The organism is Massilia sp. UYP32 (assembly GCF_050434365.1).
Taxonomy (GTDB): domain Bacteria; phylum Pseudomonadota; class Gammaproteobacteria; order Burkholderiales; family Burkholderiaceae_D; genus Telluria; species Telluria timonae.
Genome location: NZ_JBNDIK010000001.1, coordinates 40,697 through 60,074 on the forward strand (window position 1 = coordinate 40,697; position 19,378 = coordinate 60,074).

Below are 19,378 nucleotides of genomic sequence, written 5' to 3' on the forward strand. Positions count from 1 at the left end.
CCGCAGCGGGGTTTCGATGACGCTTGGCCTGGATTACTTGTTGACGGTACGGGTACCGACGACTTCGATTTCCACGCGACGGTTCTGGGCGCGGCCTTCAGCGGTCTTGTTGTCCGCTTTCGGCTGGCTTTCGCCCTTGCCTTCGGTGTAGATGCGGGTTTCTTCGATGCCTTTGCCTTTCAGGTAGGCCTTGACGGCTTCGGCGCGGCGGATCGACAGCTTCTGGTTGTAGGCATCGGTGCCGATCGAGTCGGTGTGGCCGACGGCGATGATGACTTCCAGGTTCATGTCGCCCAGCTTGGCGCTCAGCTCATCCAGCGAAGCCTTGCCGGCTGGCTTCAGGATCGCCTTGTCGAAGTCGAAGAAGGCGTCGGCCGAGTAGCTGACTTTTTCCGAGGTCGGCACTGGCGCGGCCACGACTGGCGCGGGCGCTGGCGCAGGTGCCGGCGCTGCCGGTGGCGGCGGCGCGACGCACTTGCCGTTTTCGAGTTTCTCTGGCTCGACGCACAGTGGCGCATCGCAGCCCGGAACCGCGTCGGCCGGGGTCCAGTAGCCGGTGCGCCAGCACAGGCCGAAAGGATTGCGCGCGATCACGCCGCGGGAGTCCTGCACGTAGGCGCTGTACGGGGTGCGAGCCTGGATGTCGGTGGTCAGCGGTGCGTAGGGTGGGGCGCTTTGGGCGGAGGCGACGCCCGCAATCGCGGCCGACGCTGCGAGCAGAACAGTGATCAGTTTCTTCATATTCTTTTCCTTTCGGTTAATTCCGTAGCGATTCAGACAGGCTCCATGTGGTCATAAGATTAACACGGCGGCCGCTCCGTCTGTTTCGTATTATGAAACAAGCAATTGACTTCCTGTCCATTTTGCCACATGCACCAAAATCGCACGACTGCACCCAAATCAAACATCAAGCATTAATTGCTTGACGTTGTTTTGCCGCAACATTTCCACAAGCGTACCCGGCCGGGGACGACAATGCTGGAAATTTCGTGGTCATTCCATCGGTCGACCCTTGATTTCTGGCATCCATAGTGGGCCGGTCGGAATTGAGCAACTGCTATCTGTCGCATGGTAGAATCGTCCGTTGCAACTTATAACCATCGCCTGAAAGCAGTCGACCCGCCCAATGGATCAATTCGCAAAAGAAACAGTCCCGATTTCCCTCGAAGAAGAGATGCGCAAGAGCTACCTAGATTACGCCATGAGCGTGATCGTGGGCCGTGCGCTGCCGGACGTACGCGACGGCCTGAAGCCGGTGCACCGCCGTGTGCTCTACGCGATGCACGAGATGAACAACGTGTGGAACCGTCCCTACCTCAAGTGCGCGCGCGTCGTCGGCGACACGATGGGTAAATTCCACCCGCACGGCGACTCGTCGATCTACGACACCCTGGTCCGCATGGCCCAGGACTTCTCGCTGCGCTACACCCTGGTCGACGGCCAGGGCAACTTCGGCTCGATCGACGGCGACAGCGCTGCGGCGATGCGTTACACCGAATGCCGCCTCGACCGCATCTCGGGCGAGATCCTGGCCGACATCGACAAGGACACCGTCGACTTCCAGCCGAACTACGACGGCAAGGAGAAGGAACCGACGGTCTTGCCGACCCGCATTCCGAACCTGCTGATCAACGGTTCGTCCGGCATCGCGGTCGGCATGGCGACCAATATTCCGCCGCACAACCTGTCCGAAGTCATCAACGGCGCGATGCACGTACTGCGCAATCCGGACTGCACCATCGACGAGCTGATCGAGCTGATTCCGGCGCCGGACTTCCCGACCGCCGGCATCATCTACGGCGTCTCGGGCGTGCGCGACGGTTACCGCACCGGCCGTGGCCGCGTGGTGATGCGCGCCAAGACTCACTTCGAGGAAGTGGGCCGCGACGGCAACCGCACCGCGATCATCATCGACGAGCTGCCGTATCAGGTAAATAAAAAATCGCTGCTCGAGCGCATCGCCGAGAACGTGCGCGACAAGAAGCTCGAAGGCATTTCCGACATCCGCGACGAGTCCGACAAATCGGGCATGCGCGTGGTGATCGAACTCAAGCGCGGCGAAGTGCCTGAAGTCGTGCTGAACAATCTGTACAAGCAGACCCAGCTGCAAGACACCTTCGGCATGAATATGGTGGCGCTGGTCAATGGCCAGCCGAAGCTGCTGAACCTCAAGCAGATGCTCGAGTGCTTCCTGTCGCACCGCCGCGAAGTGGTCACCCGCCGCACCGTGTTCGAGCTGCGCAAGGCGCGCGACCGCGGCCACATGCTCGAAGGCCTGGCCGTCGCGCTGGCGAACATCGACGACTTCATCGCCATCATCAAGGCCGCGCCGACCCCGCCGGTCGCCAAGGTCGAGCTGATGGACCGCGCCTGGGATTCGTCCCTGGTGCGCGAGATGCTCAATCGTACCGAACTGGGCGAGTCGGGCGGCATCGCGGCCTTCCGTCCCGAGCACCTGCCGAAGCACTACGGCATGCAGCAGAACGGCCTGTACAAGCTGTCGGACGAGCAGGCGCAAGAGATCCTGCAGATGCGCCTCCAGCGCCTGACCGGCCTGGAACAGGACAAGATCGTCAACGAGTACAAGGAAGTGATGGCCCACATCGCCGACCTGCTCGACATCCTGGCCAAGCCGGAGCGCGTCACCACGATCATCGTCGACGAGATGACCGCCATCAAGGCCGAGTACGCCGACAATGGCAAGGACACCCGCCGTTCGACCATCGAGCACAACGCCAGCGACCTCGAGACCGAAGACCTGATCACCCCGCAGGACATGGTGGTGACCCTGTCGCACGCCGGCTACATGAAGGCGCAGCCGATCTCCGAATACCGCGCCCAGAAGCGCGGCGGCCGCGGCAAGCAGGCGACGGCGACCAAGGACGAAGACTGGATCGACCAGCTGTTCATCGCCAATACCCACGACTACATGCTGTGCTTCAGCAACCGTGGCCGCATGTACTGGCTCAAGGTGTGGGAAGTGCCGCAAGGCTCGCGCAATTCGCGCGGCAAGCCGATCGTCAATATGTTCCCGCTGCAGGACAACGAAAAGATCACCGTCGTGCTGCCGCTGCAGGGCGAGAACCGCACCTTCCCCGAAGATCACTACGTCTTCATGTCGACCTCGCTGGGCACCGTCAAGAAGACGCCGCTGCGCGACTTCAGCAATCCACGCAAGGCCGGCATCATCGCGGTCGACCTCGATGAAGGCGACGTGCTGGTCGGCGCCGCGCTCACCGACGGCAAGCACGACGTGATGCTGTTCTCCGACGGCGGCAAGGCCGTGCGCTTCGACGAGAACGACGTGCGTCCGATGGGCCGCACCGCGCGCGGCGTGCGCGGCATGAACCTCGAGGAAGGCCAGCAGGTCATCGCGCTGCTGGTGGCCGAGAGCGAAGAGCAGACCGTCCTCACCGCCACCGAGAACGGCTTCGGCAAGCGTACCCCGATCACGGAGTACACCCGCCACGGCCGCGGCACCAAGGGCATGATCGCGATCCAGACCAGCGAACGTAACGGCAAAGTGGTGGCCGCGACCCTGGTCGAGCCAAGCGACGAGATCATGCTGATCACGACCGGCGGGGTGCTGATCCGCACTCGCGTGTCCGAGATCCGCGAGATGGGCCGCGCGACCCAGGGCGTGACCCTGATCGCGGTCGAGGATGGCACCAAGCTGTCCGGCCTGCAGCGCATCGTCGAGACCGACCTCGAAGAAGTCGAGCTCGAACCGGCGCCGGAGTAATGGCGTCCCGGGGCAAGCGTTGCGCATCGGTATGCGTGCGCTTGCCCCCTTCGTTCAATGCAATGGGCGCCCGCGCCCGCCTGGAAAGCCAATGAAAAAAATCCTTCTCGCCGTGACCTGCGCCGCCGCCTTTGCCGGCGCTCCTTCGTTTGCCTTTGCGCAAAGCGCCGCCCCGAGCGAGCAGGAGCGCGCCGCCGTCAAGGAATTGATGGACGCGATGGACGTGCGCAAGATGATGGCCGCCTCGTTCACCGAGATGGAAAAGGCGCTGCCGCAGATGATGCGCGCCCAGGTCACGGCGGTGATCAATGCCGATCCAAGCGCTAGCGACGAGAAGAAGAAGGCCGCGCTGGAGAAAGTCGAACAGGTCTTGCCGGGCGCCGCCGATGCGGTCAACCGCATGTTCCGCGATCCGGCGCTGATCGACGAGATGATGGCCGAGATCGGGCCGCTGTACGCCCGCCACTACTCGGTGGCCGAGCTGAAACAGCTGAGCGCCTTCTACCGCACCCCGCTGGGCCAGAAGATGCTGGCCCTGTCGCCGCGCCTGGCCGCCGAGAGCATGGCGATCGGCCAGAAGATCGTCGCGCCGCGCCTGAACGGCCTGATGCTGGAAGTGATGCAGAACGCCCAGGCCAAATAAATCGTAGAAAGGACCGCATGACCCACGTCTTCAATTTCTCGGCCGGCCCCGCCGTCCTTCCGAAAGAAGTGCTGCAGCAGGCAGCGAGCGAGATGCTCGACTGGCATGGCAGCGGCATGTCGGTGATGGAGATGAGCCATCGCGGTCCAGAATTTTCCAGCATCCACCGCCAGGCGCTCGACGACCTGCGCGAGCTGCTGGACGTGCCGGCCAACTATAAAATCCTGTTCCAGCAGGGCGGGGGACTGGGGCAGAACGCCATCGTTCCCCTCAACCTGGCCGGCCGCCGCCAGGACCCGGTGATCGACTTCGTCCACACCGGTTCGTGGTCGGGCAAGTCGATCAAGGAAGCGGCGCGCTATGCGCGCGTGAACGTCGCGGCGTCCAGCGAGGCCGAGGGTTTTGCCCGCGTGCCGGCGCGCGATGCCTGGAAACTGTCGAAGGATGCGGCCTACCTGCACATCTGCACCAACGAGACCATCGACGGCGTCGAATACCCTGACGCGCCGGAGATCGATCCCAGTGTGCCGATCGTGGCCGACATGTCTTCGCATATCCTGTCGCGCAAGGTCGACATCTCCAAGTATGGCGTGATCTTCGCCGGCGCCCAGAAGAATATCGGCCCGGCCGGCCTGACCCTGGTGATCGTGCGCGAAGACCTGCTCGACTACGCGTCGCCGCAGTGCCCGTCGGCCTTCAACTGGAAGACCTGCGCCGAACACGATTCGCTGTACAACACGCCGCCGACCTACTCGATCTATATCGCGGGGCTGGTGTTCGCCTGGCTCAAGGCCAATGGTGGCGTGGCGGCGATGGAGGCGCGCAATATCGAGAAGGCGCGTCTGTTGTACGAGGCGCTCGACCGCGACGATTTCTACGCCAACCGCGTGGCGCCGGAATTCCGTTCGCGCATGAACGTGCCGTTCTACCTGCGCGACGAAGCGCTGAACCAATCATTCCTGGCCGGCGCACAAGCGCGCGGCCTGCTGCAACTGAAGGGCCACAAGTCCGTCGGCGGCATGCGGGCATCGATCTACAACGCGATGCCGATCGAGGGCGTACAGGCCCTCGTCGATTACTTGAACGAGTTCGCCGGTCGTTGAGACCCGCCCCGGCATGCCGGGGCTTTCAGGCGTGCAGCACCGGTCAGGCGAACCAATCGACCATACAGCATAACGATGACAGACAAACTCAAACCCCTGCGCGAACGCATCGATGCGATCGACGCGCAAATCCTCTCGCTGCTCAGCGAGCGCGGCAAGGTCGCGCAAGAGGTCGGCCACGTCAAGGCCGAAACCAACGCCCCGGTGTTCCGTCCCGAGCGCGAAGCCCAGGTGCTGCGCGGCGTCGCCGACCGCAATCCCGGTCCGCTCAAGGACAAGGACGTGCAGACCATCTTCCGCGAGATCATGTCGTCCTGCCGCGCGCTCGAGAAGCGCGTGACGGTCGCCTACCTCGGTCCGAGCGGCACCTTCAGCGAGCAGGCCGTGTTCCAGCAGTTCGGCACCGCCATCGAGACGCTGCCGTGCGTGTCGATCGACGAGGTGTTCCGCGCCACCGAGGCCGGCACCGCCGACTTCGGCGTGGTCCCGGTCGAGAATTCGTCGGAAGGCGCGATCAACCGTTCGCTCGACCTGCTCCTGGGGACCACCACCATCATCAGCGGCGAGGTGTCGATCGCCGTGCACCACAGCCTGATGACGAAGACCGGTTCGATGGACGGCGTCAAGGTCGTCTGCGCGCATTCGCAGGCGCTGGCCCAGTGCCAGGTCTGGCTCAACCTGCACCATCCGCACATCGAGCGCCGCGCCGTGGCCTCGAACGCCGAGGCGGCGGTGCTGGCGAGCCAGGATCCGACGGTGGCCGCGATCGCCAGCGAGATGGCGGGCGAGCAGTATCAGCTGGGCGTGGTGCAGGCCCACATCCAGGACGACCCGCACAACCGCACCCGCTTCGTGGTGATCGGCCAGCTGCAGACCGGGCCGTCGGGCAAGGACCGCACCGGCATCGTGCTGGCCGTGCCGAACAAGGCCGGCGCCGTCTACAACCTGCTGGCGCCGCTCGAAAAGCATGGCGTGTCGATGACCCGTTTCGAATCGCGCCCGGCGCGCATCGGCACCTGGGAGTATTACTTCTACGTCGACATCGAGGGTCATGTGCACGACGCCGCGGTCGCGCGCGCGCTCGAGGAACTCAAGGACAACGCCGCCTTCTTCAAGGTGCTCGGGTCCTACCCGCAAAGCCTTTAACAATCAGAGAGAAATCCCATGTCGAAATTTGGTCCTGCGCAGTTCGGTCCCGATTATGTCCGCGCCATCGCCCCTTACCAGGCCGGCAAACCCATCGCCGAAGTCGCCCGCGAGTTCGGCCTCGACGAAGCGACCATCGTCAAGCTGGCTTCCAACGAGAACCCGTTCGGCCTGCCGGAATCGAGCCGCGCCGCGATGCTCGAAGCCGCCGCCGACCTGGGCCGCTACCCGGACGCCAACGGCTTCGATCTGAAAACCGCGCTGTCGCAGCGCTACGACGTGCCGCTCGAGTGGATCACCCTCGGCAACGGCAGCAACGACATCCTGGAGATCGCCGCCCATGCCTTCGTGCAGAAGGGTGAAGCGGTCGTGTATTCCCAGTACTCGTTCGCCGTGTACGCGCTGGCCACGCAGGGCGTGGGCGGACGCGCCATCGTGGTTCCGAGCGTGAACTACGGCCACGACCTGGATGCGATGGCCGCCGCGATCGACGCGGACACGCGCCTGGTCTACGTCGCCAACCCGAACAATCCGACCGGCACCTTCATCCCGGCCGAGCAGGTCGAAGCCTTCCTGCAGAAGGTCCCAAGCAACGTGATCGTGGTGCTGGACGAAGCGTATAACGAATACCTGGCGCCGCAGCACCAGTTCGAGTCGAGCGCCTGGGTGCGCAAGTATCCGAACCTGATCGTCTCGCGCACCTTCTCCAAGGCCTACGGCCTGGCCGGCCTGCGCGTGGGCTTCGCCATCGCCCAGCCGGAAGTGACGGACCTGATGAACCGCATCCGCCAGCCGTTCAACGTCAACTCGCTGGCGCAGGCCGCCGCGGTCGCCGCGCTGAACGACAAGGTCTTCCTGGAAAAGGGTGCGAAGAACAACGCCGAAGGCTACCGGCAGATGGTCGCCGCCTTCGAAGAGCTGAAGCTCGAGTATGTGCCGTCGTTCGGCAACTTCGTGCTGGTGAAGGTCGGCGACGACGAAGGCGCCGGCGCGCGCGTGAACCTGGCGCTCCTGAAGCAGGGCGTGATCGTGCGTCCGGTCGGCGCCTACGGCCTGCCGCAGTGGCTGCGCATCTCGATCGGCCTGCCGGAAGAGAATGCCGCCTTCATCGAAGCCCTCAAGAAATCCCTCAGCTGAATGCTCGCTAAAGTCGTTATCGTCGGCGTCGGCCTGATCGGCGGCTCGTTCGCGCTGGCGCTCAAGCGCGCCGGACAGGTGGGCGAGGTGGTCGGCATCGGCCGTCACCCGGAAGCGCTGGCGCGTGCGCTGGAACTGGGCATCGTCGACCGCGTATGCGACGACCATGCCGATGCGCTGCGCGGCGCCGACCTGGTGCTGCTGGCCGCGCCGGTGGCGCAAACGGGTCCTATCCTGGCGGCGCTGCTGCCGCACCTCGGGCCGCAGACGGTCGTGACCGACGCCGGCAGCACGAAGTGCGACGTGGTCGCGGCCGCGCGCGCGGTGCTGGGGGATCGCGTGCGCCAGTTCGTGCCGGGCCACCCGATCGCGGGCAGCGAGTCGAACGGTCCCGACGCCGCGCTCGCCGGACTCTATCAAGGCAAGAAGTGCGTGCTGACGCCGCTGCCGGAGAACGCTGAGCAGGACGTCGAAAAAGTCGCTGGCGCCTGGCGCGCCTGCGGCGCCGTGATCCATACGCTCAGCCCGGAAGACCATGACCGCGTGTTCGCCGCCGTCAGCCATCTGCCGCACCTGCTGGCCTATGCGCTGGTGGACGACATCGCCGCCAAGCCGCATGCGGATTTGCTGTTCCAGTACGCCGCCAGCGGTTTCCGCGACTTCACGCGCATCGCCGGATCGTCGCCCGAGATGTGGCGCGACATCAGCCTGGCCAACCGCGCCGCGCTGCTTACCGAGCTGGATGCATATCTGGCACAATTGACGTCGATGCGGGCCATGCTCGCGGCCGCGGACGGCGTCGGCTTGCAAGGAATCTACGCGACCGCCCAGCGCGCCCGCCGCGAATGGCAAGAGGCCATCGAAGCCGGCGCGCTGGAACGGCGTTCGCCCAATCAGGAAAACACATGACGCAGCAAAAACACTACCCGCAGCATATCGACCTCGAGCCCGTGCTTCATGCGCAGGGAACGGTGCGGCTGCCGGGTTCGAAGTCCATCTCGAACCGCACGCTGCTGCTGGCGGCGCTATCCGAGGGCACGACCACGATCCACGACCTGCTGGCTTCGGACGACACCATGGTGATGCTGGGCGCGCTGCGCTCGCTCGGCATCCAGTGGGATGAAGTCGACGAGCGTACCGTGGTCGTGCACGGCAATGGCGGCGAGCTGCCGAACCATGAAGCCGACCTGTTCATGGGCAATGCCGGCACCGCGATCCGTCCGCTGACGGCCGCCCTGGCCGTGATCGGCGGCGACTACACGCTGCATGGCGTGTCGCGCATGCACGAGCGTCCGATCGGCGACCTGGTCGACGCGCTGAACGAGGTCGGCGCCCAGATCGAGTACACGGGAGAGCAGGGCTTTCCGCCGCTGCGCATCCGCCGCGGCCGCGTCAACCCGCAGCGCATCGCCGTGCGCGGCAATGTGTCGAGCCAGTTCCTGACCGCGCTCCTGATGGCGGCGCCACTGATGGCCAAGACCCATCCGGTGGCGATCGACGTCGTCGGCGAGCTGATCTCGAAGCCGTATATCGAGATCACCCTGAACCTGATGCGCCGCTTCGGCGTCGAGGTCGAGCAGAACGGCTGGGCCTCGTTCACCGTGCATCCCGGCCAGCGCTACCAGAGTCCCGGCACGATCCACGTCGAGGGCGACGCGTCGTCGGCATCCTATTTCCTGGCGGCCGGCGCGATCGCCGGCGGCCCGGTGCGGGTGGAGGGTGTGGGCGAACAGAGCATCCAGGGCGATGTGCGCTTCGCCGACGCGCTCGAGAGGATGGGCGCCATCGTCACCCGTGGCGACAACTGGATCGAAGCGCGCTCGAACGGCGTGCTGAAAGCCATCGACGCCGACTTCAATCACATTCCGGACGCGGCGATGACGATCGCGGTGGCGGCGCTGTATGCCGACGGCCCGAGCACCCTGCGCAATATCGCCAGCTGGCGCGTGAAGGAAACCGACCGCCTGGCCGCCATGGCCACCGAGCTGCGCAAGGTCGGCGCCGAGGTGGAGGAGGGGCCGGACTACATCCGCATCACCCCGCCGGAAGAGCTGAAGCCGGCCACGATCGACACCTACGACGACCACCGCATGGCGATGTGCTTCTCGCTCGCTTCGCTGGATGGCAAGGCGCGCCGCGGCAACGCGATGCGCATCAACGATCCGAAGTGCGTCGCCAAGACCTTCCCCGATTATTTCGAAGCGTTCGCGGGCATCGCGCGCGACGAGCTGTTCTAACCGATTGCCAGGATCCGCATGCCGAATTCGAACGTTCCAGTCATCACCATCGACGGCCCCACCGCATCCGGCAAGGGGACGGTCGCCAGCCGGGTCGCCGAGCGCCTCAGCTTCCACCTGCTCGATTCGGGCGCCCTGTACCGCCTGACGGCGCTGCAGGCGCTGCGGCGCGAGGTCGAGCTGCGCGACGAGCACGCGATCGCCAAGCTGGCCGAGCACCTGCCGGCGCGCTTCCAGGGAGAGCATATCTACCTGGCGCAAGAGGAAGTGACGCACGCGATCCGGGCCGAGGAGGTGGGCAATATGGCGTCGAAGATCGCGGCGCTGCCGACCGTGCGCCAGGCGCTGTTCGGGCTGCAACTGGGCTTTCGCCAGACGCCGGGCCTGGTGGCCGACGGGCGCGATATGGGGACCGTGATCTTCCCGACCGCCAAGCTGAAGGTGTTCTTGACCGCAAGTGTTGAGGCCCGTGCGCAACGCCGGTATAAGCAATTGATTGACAAAGGGTTTTCTGCTAATATGAACGACCTCCTGGCAGATTTGCAGGCAAGAGACGAGCGCGACACCAATCGCGCGGTCGCTCCCCTGGCCCCGGCAAGCGATGCGCATCTGCTGGACACGTCCGAAATGGGCGTGGATCAGGCAGTGGACCAGGTCTTGGCTTGGTACGCGCAAAAGTAATCAAGAAGAGTTTTTTAAAGACTTTGAATGGCGTTTCGATGCTTTCGGCGTAAGCTGTTGGCGTCAAAACGTCATTCCCGCGCAGGCGGGAATCACAGTTCGATGCATACCGTTGGCTCGAGTCATCGCCGTGGTAGGCAAGCAAACTTTGGTCCCCGCCTTCGCGGGGACGACGGTCTTTGGGCTGGTGGCGCCGTTCAGCGGTGTCGTCGGCGGAAGGCCGCCGTCCTTTGGTGTCTGCAACGCGCTTTTATGTTGCAGGCGTGTTTTAACCCTAACCCAGTTCAGTCCGCATATTGCCGGCCTGCTGGCTAACATGAAATAACACTCCTTTTATGTCTACTGCAACCCAAGATACCGGTATGGAAAGCTTCGCAGCCCTCTTCGAGGAATCGCTGTCGCGTCAAGACATGCGTTCGGGCGAAGTCATTTCGGCTGAAGTCGTGCGCCTGGATCACAACTTCGTGATCGTCAACGCCGGCCTGAAGTCGGAAGCGTTCATCCCAGTTGAAGAATTCAAGAACGACCAGGGCGAACTGGAAGTTCAGATCGGCGATTTCGTTTCCGTGGCTATCGAGTCGCTGGAAAACGGCTTCGGCGACACCATCCTGTCGCGCGACAAGGCCAAGCGCCTGGCATCGTGGCTGGCACTGGAAAAAGCGATGGAATCGGGCGAAATCGTCACCGGTACCGTCAACGGTAAAGTCAAAGGCGGCCTGACCGTCCTGACCAACGGCATCCGCGCCTTCCTGCCGGGTTCGCTGGTTGACACCCGTCCAGTCAAGGACACCACCCCATTCGAAGGCAAGACCCTCGAATTCAAGGTCATCAAGCTGGACCGCAAGCGTAACAACGTCGTGCTGTCGCGTCGCGCCGTCATCGAAGCATCGATGGGCGAAGAGCGCGCGAAGCTGATGGAAACCCTGAAAGAAGGCACCGTGGTTACCGGCGTCGTCAAGAACATCACCGACTACGGTGCGTTCGTCGACCTGGGCGGCATCGACGGCCTGCTGCACATCACCGACCTGGCATGGCGTCGCGTGCGTCACCCGTCGGAAGTTCTGTCGGTTGGCCAAGAGATCACCGCTAAGGTCCTCAAGTACGATCAAGAGAAGAACCGCGTTTCGCTGGGCGTCAAGCAACTGGGCGACGATCCATGGACCGGTCTGTCGCGTCGTTACCCACAAGGCACCCGCCTGTTCGGTAAAGTCACCAACCTGACCGACTACGGCGCGTTCGTCGAAGTGGAACAAGGCATCGAAGGCCTGGTCCACGTGTCGGAAATGGACTGGACCAACAAGAACGTGGCTCCAAACAAGGTTGTCCAGCTGGGCGACGAAGTGGAAGTCATGGTCCTGGAAATCGACGAAGAGCGTCGCCGTATCTCGCTGGGCATGAAGCAGTGCAAGGCGAACCCATGGGACGACTTCGGCATGACCCACAAGAAGGGCGACAAGGTCAAGGGTTCGATCAAGTCGATCACCGACTTCGGCGTCTTCATCGGCCTGCCAGGCAACATCGATGGCCTGGTCCACCTGTCGGACCTGTCGTGGACCGAAGCCGGCGAAGAAGCCGTGCGTCGCTTCAAGAAGGGTGACGAGCTGGAAGCCGTCGTCCTGGCAATCGACGTCGAGCGCGAGCGTGTTTCGCTGGGCGTGAAGCAGCTGGAAGGCGACCCGTTCAACACCTACTCGTCGCTGAACGACAAGGGTTCGCTGGTCACCGGCACCGTGAAATCGGTTGAGCCAAAAGGCGCCGTGATCTCGCTGAGCGATGAAGTCGAAGGCTACCTGCGCGCTTCGGAAATCTCGCGTGACCGCGTGGAAGACGCCGGCACCCACCTGAAAGTGGGCGACAAGGTCGAAGCCCTGGTCATCAACATCGATCGCAAGGCTCGCAGCATCCAGCTGTCGATCAAGGCGAAAGACAGCGCCGACACCCAGGAAGCGATGAGCAAACTGGCGAACGACAACAGCGCAGCTTCGGGCACCACTAGCCTGGGCGCACTGCTGAAGGCCAAGTTCGACAATAAGAACTAATCAGGAATTTCCTGAGGAGCTGCGATGACCAAATCCGAGCTGATCAACCGTCTGGCTGAGCGTTATTCCCAGCTGGTGGCGAAGGATGCGGAATTCGCTGTCAAGACCATCCTCGATGCGATGACCAACGCCCTGGCGACCGGGCAGCGCATCGAGATCCGTGGTTTCGGCAGCTTTTCGCTGAACAGCCGTCCCCCGCGCATCGGACGCAATCCGAAGTCCGGCGACAAGGTGATGGTGCCCGAAAAACGGGTGCCGCACTTCAAGCCGGGCAAGCAGTTGCGCGAGCGGGTGGATGCGATGGTCGGGCAACCGATCATCAACGATTGAGTCGCCCTGCAGTCCCGAAAAACGGCATCCGCGAGGATGCCGTTTTTTTTCGCCGGTCTGCGATTGGCTTCCAGCCCACGCCCGGTGTCATTTTGAAATATCATGGCGAATATGCGACACTTCGCCCTCACACCATTCTCCAGCGGAACCTGCTGATGAAATTCGTCTCGACCATCGTCGGAATCGTCCTGTTCATCCTCTTCTTCGGCTTCGCCCTGAAGAACACCCAGGAAGTCGACCTGCATTTCTTCCTGCAATATGAATTGCGCGGCCCGCTGGTGCTGATGCTGCTGGCCTTCTTCGTGGCCGGCGCCGCCTTCGGCATCCTGGCGCTGGCTCCGACCGTGTTCCGCCAGCGCCGCGAGAAATGGCTGAACAAGATCACCATCCAGTCCCTGCAAAGCGCCGCCGGCACCGGTAACGCAGCGCCGACGCCGGACAGCGTGACTCCGCCCCCTGCACCGCGGCCCTGAACAATAACAACACTAGAATCCATGGAATTTGAACTCTGGATGCTGCTTGGCATCCCATTCTTTTTTGGCCTCGGCTGGCTTGCCGCCCGGGTCGACATCAACGAACTGGTCTCCGAATCGCGTACCTTGCCACGCGGCTACTTCAAGGGCCTCAACCACCTGCTGAACGACCAGCCCGACAAAGCCATCGATTCCTTCATCGAGATCGTCAAGCTCGACCCCGAATCGGCCGACATGCACTTTGCCCTCGGCAACCTGTTCCGCCGCCGCGGCGAGACCGAGCGCGCGATCCGGGTGCACCAGAACCTGCTGGCGCGGCCCGACCTGCCGGCTGAGGACAAGGCGCACGCCCAGTACGAGCTCGGCATCGACTACCTGAAGGCCGGCCTGCTGGACCGCGCCGAGGAAACCTTCAACCAGCTGGTCGACACCTCGTATGCGGTCAAGGCGCGCCGCTCGCTGCTCGAGATCTACCAGCGCGAGAAGGAATGGAAGCGCGCCATCGCCGCCGCCGAAGGCCTGCAGGATTCGGGCGCCGGATCGCGCCAGAAGGAAATCGCCCAGTTCTATTGCGAACTGGCCCAGGACGCGCTGGTGCACACGGCGCCGAGCGACGCCATGCAATTGCTCGACAAGGCACTGGAAGCCGACCGCCACAGCGTGCGCGCCACCATCCTGCGCGGCGACGCGCTGCTGGCCCAGGGCGACGTCGAAGAGGCGCTCAAGACCTGGCGCCGCGTCGAGCAGCAGAGCGTGCCGCACGTGGCCCTGGTGGCTGCCCGCCTGATGGATGGCTACCGCAAGGTGGGCCGCCCGCAGGAAGGCGTCAACCTGCTCAAATCGTATTTGGCCGAGGCCTCGTCGATCGACCTGATCGAAGTCGTGTTCAAGGCCGTCATCGAGCTCGATGGCGTGCAGGCCGCCAAGGAACTAGTGGTCGAAGAGCTGCGCCGCAATCCGACCCTGCTGGGGCTGGATAAACTGCTGGAAGCGCGCCTGATGGATGCGCCGGCGAATATCTGGGAAGAGCTGTCGATGGTCAAGAACCTGGTGCAGCGCTATACCCAGAAGCTGGCGCGCTACCAGTGCAGCCACTGCGGCTTCAAGGCGCGCCAGTTCTACTGGCATTGCCCGGGGTGCAACCGCTGGGATTCCTACCCGCCGCGCCGCACCGAAGAACTGAACGTCATGAATTGAGCACCATGAACAAGCCGACCCCGAGCCGCCTGCTGGCGGCCGACGATTTCCGCCAGCAGGCGGCCCCGCAACTGTCTTCCGTGCGCCTGCTGGTGGTGGGCGACGTCATGCTCGACCGCTACTGGTTCGGCGACGTCTCGCGCATCTCGCCCGAGGCCCCGGTGCCGGTGGTGCGCATCGAGAAGCGCGAAGAGCGCCTGGGCGGCGCCGCCAACGTGGCGCGCAACGCCGCCGCGCTCGGCGCCCACACGGGCCTGCTGGGCGTGGCCGGCGCCGACGAGGCGGGCGACCAGATGGAACAATTGCTGCAGGATGGCGGCATCCACAGCTACCTGAAGCGCGACGAGGCGATCTCGACCATCATCAAGCTGCGCGTGATCGGCCGCCAGCAACAGATGGTGCGCATCGACTTCGAGGATGCGCCGACCGAGAACGTCCTGCGCGACAAGCTCACCCAATTCAAGGCGCTGCTGCCCGACTACGACGTGATCGTCCTGTCCGACTACAACAAGGGCTCCCTGGTCAACGTGGCCGAGATGATCGCGCTGGCGCGCGCCGCCGGCAAGATCGTACTGGTCGATCCGAAGGGCGACGATTTCACGCCGTACCGGGGCGCGAGCATCCTGACCCCGAACCGCTCCGAGCTGCAGCGCGTGGTGGGGGGCTGGAAGACCGAAGAGCAATTGCTCGAGAAGGCGCAGAAGCTGCGCGAAGAGCTCAGCCTGGACGCGCTGCTGCTGACCCGCTCCGAAGAAGGCATGAGCCTGTTCACGAAGGACGAGGTGCTGCACGTGCATGCCGATGCGCGCGAAGTGTTCGATGTCTCGGGCGCCGGCGACACCGTGATCGCCACGCTAGCCACCATGCTCGGCACCGGCGCGCCGCTGGCCGAGGCCCTGGTCACCGCCAACCGCGCCGGCGGCATCGTGGTCGGCAAGCTGGGCACCGCTACCGTGACGCGCGAGGAGTTGTTTCCCGCCTGACGCTTGATCGCGCTCAGTCCCCGGGCCCCAACAATAGCCGGGGTCATCCGTCTAAGTGAACACCGGCGGCGCCCCGCCGTCGGGAGCATTCACTTACGGAGAACATGCAATGATCAAGAATCTGATGCTGGCGGTCGCCGCGCTGGTCGCCTCGGCTGGGTTTGCTTTCGCCCAGGTCGACGTCAACAAGGCCGATGCCGTGGCGCTCGACGGCGTGAAGGGTGTGGGACCGAGCATGTCCAAGGCCATCCTGGACGAACGCGCCAAGGGCGAGTTCAAGGACTGGGCCGACCTGCAGGGACGGGTCAAGGGCCTGGGTGACAAGAAGGCGGCCAAGCTGTCCGAGGCCGGCCTGGTGGTCAACGGCAAGGGCAAGGAAGGCGCCGCGGCCAAGCCGGTCGCGAAGGACGCCAAGCCGAGCCAGACGGCCGACGCCAAGGCAGCCCTGTGATCGCCAGATGACATGTATTGACTGACATTCCCGCGGCTGCGTGGCAAGATGTGCAAGCTCATCTGTTACAGCTTGCACATCAATACCAGAAAGGTCATCATGCCTCACGCCCGTGTTTCCACCGCCTTGCTGGCGGCCCTGCTGGCCGCGTCCGCGACGGCTTCTGCCGCCACCCCGGCCCAGCCGAACATCACCGCCCAGCAAGCCCAAATCAATAAGATCCTGGGCGAAATTTCGCAGCAGCGTATCGAAAGCCATATCCGCAAGCTGGTCAGCTTCGGCACCCGCCACACGATGTCGGAAACCGAATCGAATACGCGCGGCATCGGCGCCGCGCGCCGCTGGATCAAGGCCGAGCTGGAGCGCTGCGGCGCCGGCACGCCGCTGCAGGTGGCCTTCGACAGCCATGTGGCGCCGGTCTCGGCGCGCATCTCGAAGCCGACCGAGATCGTCAACGTGGTCGCGACCCTGCCGGGCACGCAGGCGGCCTCGAAGGACCGCATGTACGTCGTGAGCGGCCACTACGACTCGCGCGCCTCGGACGTGATGGACTTCACCTCGGATGCGCCGGGCGCCAATGACGACGCCTCGGGCACCGCCGCCATCATGGAGCTGGCGTGCGTGATGGCCAAGTACAAGTTCGACGCCACGCTCGTGTTCATGGCCGTCGCGGCCGAGGAGCAGGGCCTGATCGGCGCCCGCCACTGGGCGACCCAGGCGCGCGAGAAGGGCTGGAACGTGGCCGGCATGTTCACCAACGACATCATCGGCAGCTCGCGCGGCGACGACGGCAAGGTCGACGACAAATCGGTGCGCCTGTTCGCCCAGAGCATCCCGGCGACCAAGGAAATGAGCGAGGCCGTGCGCCAGCTGGTGGCCACCGGCGGCGAGAACGATTCGATCTCGCGCCAGCTCGCGCGCCACACCAAGGAGCAGGGCGAGCGCTACGTGAAGGGCTTCAAGGTGTCCGTCATCCAGCGCCACGACCGCTACCTGCGCGGCGGTGACCACATGCCGTTCCTGGAGCAGGGCTATGCCGCGCTGCGCTTCACCGAGCCGGCCGAGAACTTCGACCACCAGCACCAGGACCTGCGCACCGAAAACGGCAAGGTGTATGGCGACACGCTCGACCACGTCGACTTCCGCTATGTGGCCAACGTGACCAAGGTGAATGGCGCCGCCATGGCGTCGCTGGCGCTGGCGCCATCCGCGCCGCAGGAAGTCAAACTGCGCACCGCCGGGCTGACCAACGATTCGACCCTGGTGTGGAAGGCCAATCTTGAACCCGACCTGGCCGGCTACCGCCTCGTGTGGCGCGACACGACCAGCGCCAACTGGGAAGGCTCGAAGTGGGTCGGCAATGTGACGGAAGCAACCGTGGACCTGTCGAAGGACAATGTGTTCTTCGGCGTGCAGGCGGTCGACAAGGACGGCAACGTCAGCCCGGCGACCTATCCGCTGCCGCTGCGCTGAACCGGCGTACGCCACGCTTCCTCGCCCTGTCGGAAGATGTCCGGCAGGGTATGTTGGAACCATGCGCAAACGCCGTATTGCTTCTCGGATTAAAATGGCGCTTTGGTATCGCAAGGAATAGAGAAAGCAATGGCTTACAAGACCATCGAAGCCACGATCGGCAATACGCCGCTCGTGCAGCTGCAGCGCCTGCCCGGCGCCGACATCGCGGCCCGCAACAACATCATCCTGGGCAAGCTGGAAGGCAATAACCCGGCCGGCTCGGTGAAGGACCGCGCCGCCATGTCGATGCTGCGCGGCGCCGAGCTGCGCGGCCAGATCAAGCCGGGCGACACGCTGATCGAAGCCACCAGCGGCAATACTGGCATCGCGCTGGCGATGGCGGCCGCGATCCTCGGCTACAAGATGATCCTCCTGATGCCCGACAACCTGTCGGTCGAGCGCCGCCAGAGCATGGCCGCGTATGGCGCGCAAATCATTCTGACGCCGAAATCGGGCGGCATGGAATACGCGCGCGACATGGCCGAGCAGATGCAGAAGGATGGCCAGGGCATCATCCTCGACCAGTTCGCCAACTTCGACAATCCACGCGCGCACTACGAGAGCACCGGTCCCGAAATCTGGCGCGACACCGAAGGCCGCATCACGCACTTCGTCAGCGCCATGGGCACCACCGGCACCATCATGGGCGTGTCGCGCTACCTGAAGGAACAGAACGAAGCCATCCGCATCATCGGCGCCCAGCCCGAGGAAGGCTCGTCGATCCCGGGCATCCGCAAATGGCCCGAAGCCTACCTGCCGAAGATCTACGAGGCGGCGCGCGTCGACCAGGTCGAGAGCGTGAGCCAGGCCTCCGCCGAACAGATGGCGCGCCGGCTGGCCGCCGAAGAGGGCATCTTCTGCGGCATCTCCGCCGCCGGCGCCTGCGAAGTGGCGCTGCGCATCGCCCAGACGGTGGAAAACGCGACCATCGTGTTCGTGGTGTGCGACCGCGGCGACCGCTATCTGTCGACCGGCGTCTTCCCGGCCTGAACGGCGCCGCGCAATGAAAAAGGCCGCCTGGGTGACAGGCGGCCTTGTTGTATCAGTCGCTGGGACTGCATAGACCGTTCAGTTGGCATGTCGCCGACGATATCCGGTCGTCCGCCAATGCGGCGGCTCGTACGCCCGCGCGGGCGTACGCACTACTCATCCGGCGGCGCGCAAGGCGCCGCCCATCCCGTCGGAGAGAAGCCCGGGCGCCAACTGCCGCGCCCGCGACGACTCAGTCCTTGGCTGCCGGGACCGCGCCTTCCTTCGGCTTGAACTGCTTGTCGCTGATGCGGAACTTCGCACGGCGATCGCCCATCAGGTAGCGCAGGTCGCGGATCGACAGGTCGCTGACTTCGTGCATGCGGATCAGCAGCGAAGCGCCGACCGGCAGGCGATGGTGGCGGATCTTCGAGATCACCGGCGGCGCGACTTCGAGGGCGCGCGACAGGGCCGCGTCGTTTTTCAGGCGCAGGTTCTCGATCAGGGTGTCGAGCAGGCGGTTCGGGTTGTACTGAAGCAGTTCATCGCCTTCCGAATCGCTGTTCATATCAATGCCGACTTGGTTAGTCATGATTCAAATTCCTATCTGGGGTTGAAACGGAGTCGCTGGCGGCGTTCGATTCCGGAAGTTTAATTTCGTAATTTTCTATTCAATTGTACAACTATTTTTATTCCGATACTCATGAGCAAGTCGGAATCATTTTTCTCACC

The 19,378-nt window shown here is 64.0% G+C and carries 18 protein-coding genes; 16 read left to right on the plus strand and 2 right to left on the minus strand.

What is annotated here, in order from left to right; genetic code table 11:
* Positions 1-33: 33 nt before the first annotated feature.
* Positions 34-741: an outer membrane protein OmpA gene (gene ompA, locus ABIB42_RS00215; protein ID WP_005668975.1), complete on the minus strand. Its 708-nt coding sequence runs from the start codon at positions 739-741 to the stop codon at positions 34-36.
* A 385-nt stretch (positions 742-1,126) separates the two neighbouring features.
* Here ompA and gyrA point away from each other — a divergent pair, with 385 nt between their 5' ends.
* From gyrA to cysM, 16 genes are all read left to right on the plus strand, one after another.
* Entirely contained in the window at positions 1,127-3,742 is a 2,616-nt protein-coding gene (gene gyrA / locus ABIB42_RS00220) for a DNA gyrase subunit A (protein WP_429247700.1), read from the plus strand.
* A 91-nt stretch (positions 3,743-3,833) separates the two neighbouring features.
* Positions 3,834-4,385 carry a DUF2059 domain-containing protein gene (locus tag ABIB42_RS00225; RefSeq protein ID WP_273036815.1) on the plus strand — a complete coding sequence of 184 codons (552 nt, stop codon included), beginning with the start codon at positions 3,834-3,836 and terminating at the stop codon, positions 4,383-4,385.
* Positions 4,386-4,402: 17 nt separating this feature from the next.
* A complete protein-coding gene (gene serC / locus ABIB42_RS00230; RefSeq protein ID WP_429247701.1) occupies positions 4,403-5,488 on the plus strand; it encodes a 3-phosphoserine/phosphohydroxythreonine transaminase in 1,086 nt (361 codons plus the stop codon).
* A gap of 75 nt (positions 5,489-5,563) precedes the next feature.
* Positions 5,564-6,634 (plus strand): prephenate dehydratase, encoded by a 1,071-nt coding sequence (gene pheA / locus ABIB42_RS00235; RefSeq protein ID WP_005668982.1) that lies wholly within the window; start codon positions 5,564-5,566, stop codon positions 6,632-6,634.
* An 18-nt stretch (positions 6,635-6,652) separates the two neighbouring features.
* The gene (hisC, locus tag ABIB42_RS00240) at positions 6,653-7,771 is read left to right on the plus strand and encodes a histidinol-phosphate transaminase (RefSeq protein ID WP_429247702.1); all 1,119 of its coding nucleotides are present in this window, start codon (positions 6,653-6,655) and stop codon (positions 7,769-7,771) included.
* Positions 7,772-8,680 (plus strand): prephenate dehydrogenase, encoded by a 909-nt coding sequence (locus tag ABIB42_RS00245; protein ID WP_005668987.1) that lies wholly within the window; start codon positions 7,772-7,774, stop codon positions 8,678-8,680.
* On the plus strand, positions 8,677-10,008 hold the full coding sequence (gene aroA / locus ABIB42_RS00250; RefSeq protein WP_005668989.1) for a 3-phosphoshikimate 1-carboxyvinyltransferase: 1,332 nt from the start codon (positions 8,677-8,679) through the stop codon (positions 10,006-10,008). The genes ABIB42_RS00245 and aroA overlap by 4 nt, the downstream gene beginning before the upstream one ends.
* Positions 10,009-10,026: 18 nt before the next feature.
* Complete coding sequence (cmk, locus tag ABIB42_RS00255) at positions 10,027-10,689, plus strand: (d)CMP kinase (protein WP_005668991.1); 663 nt, start codon at positions 10,027-10,029, stop codon at positions 10,687-10,689.
* Positions 10,690-11,024: 335 nt separating this feature from the next.
* Positions 11,025-12,728, plus strand: a complete 1,704-nt coding sequence (rpsA, locus tag ABIB42_RS00260) for a 30S ribosomal protein S1 (RefSeq protein WP_081589962.1) — start codon at positions 11,025-11,027, stop codon at positions 12,726-12,728.
* A gap of 24 nt (positions 12,729-12,752) precedes the next feature.
* Positions 12,753-13,058 carry an integration host factor subunit beta gene (locus ABIB42_RS00265; protein ID WP_005668997.1) on the plus strand — a complete coding sequence of 102 codons (306 nt, stop codon included), beginning with the start codon at positions 12,753-12,755 and terminating at the stop codon, positions 13,056-13,058.
* A 155-nt stretch (positions 13,059-13,213) separates the two neighbouring features.
* Positions 13,214-13,531, plus strand: a complete 318-nt coding sequence (locus ABIB42_RS00270) for a LapA family protein (protein WP_071359980.1) — start codon at positions 13,214-13,216, stop codon at positions 13,529-13,531.
* 21 nt (positions 13,532-13,552) lie between these two features.
* On the plus strand, positions 13,553-14,728 hold the full coding sequence (gene lapB / locus ABIB42_RS00275; RefSeq protein WP_005669000.1) for a lipopolysaccharide assembly protein LapB: 1,176 nt from the start codon (positions 13,553-13,555) through the stop codon (positions 14,726-14,728).
* 5 nt (positions 14,729-14,733) lie between these two features.
* Complete coding sequence (gene rfaE1 / locus ABIB42_RS00280; protein ID WP_429247703.1) at positions 14,734-15,711, plus strand: D-glycero-beta-D-manno-heptose-7-phosphate kinase; 978 nt, start codon at positions 14,734-14,736, stop codon at positions 15,709-15,711.
* A gap of 109 nt (positions 15,712-15,820) precedes the next feature.
* On the plus strand, positions 15,821-16,162 hold the full coding sequence (locus tag ABIB42_RS00285) for a ComEA family DNA-binding protein (protein WP_005669003.1): 342 nt from the start codon (positions 15,821-15,823) through the stop codon (positions 16,160-16,162).
* Positions 16,163-16,261: 99 nt separating this feature from the next.
* Positions 16,262-17,635, plus strand: coding sequence for a M20/M25/M40 family metallo-hydrolase (locus ABIB42_RS00290; protein ID WP_429247704.1), 1,374 nt, complete (start codon positions 16,262-16,264; stop codon positions 17,633-17,635).
* A 129-nt stretch (positions 17,636-17,764) separates the two neighbouring features.
* A complete protein-coding gene (gene cysM, locus ABIB42_RS00295) occupies positions 17,765-18,667 on the plus strand; it encodes a cysteine synthase CysM (RefSeq protein WP_005669006.1) in 903 nt (300 codons plus the stop codon).
* Positions 18,668-18,899: 232 nt separating this feature from the next.
* Here the strand turns inward: cysM and ABIB42_RS00300 are convergent, their stop codons facing one another.
* Complete coding sequence (locus tag ABIB42_RS00300; protein WP_005669009.1) at positions 18,900-19,238, minus strand: hypothetical protein; 339 nt, start codon at positions 19,236-19,238, stop codon at positions 18,900-18,902.
* Between the last annotated feature and the right edge of the window lie 140 nt (positions 19,239-19,378).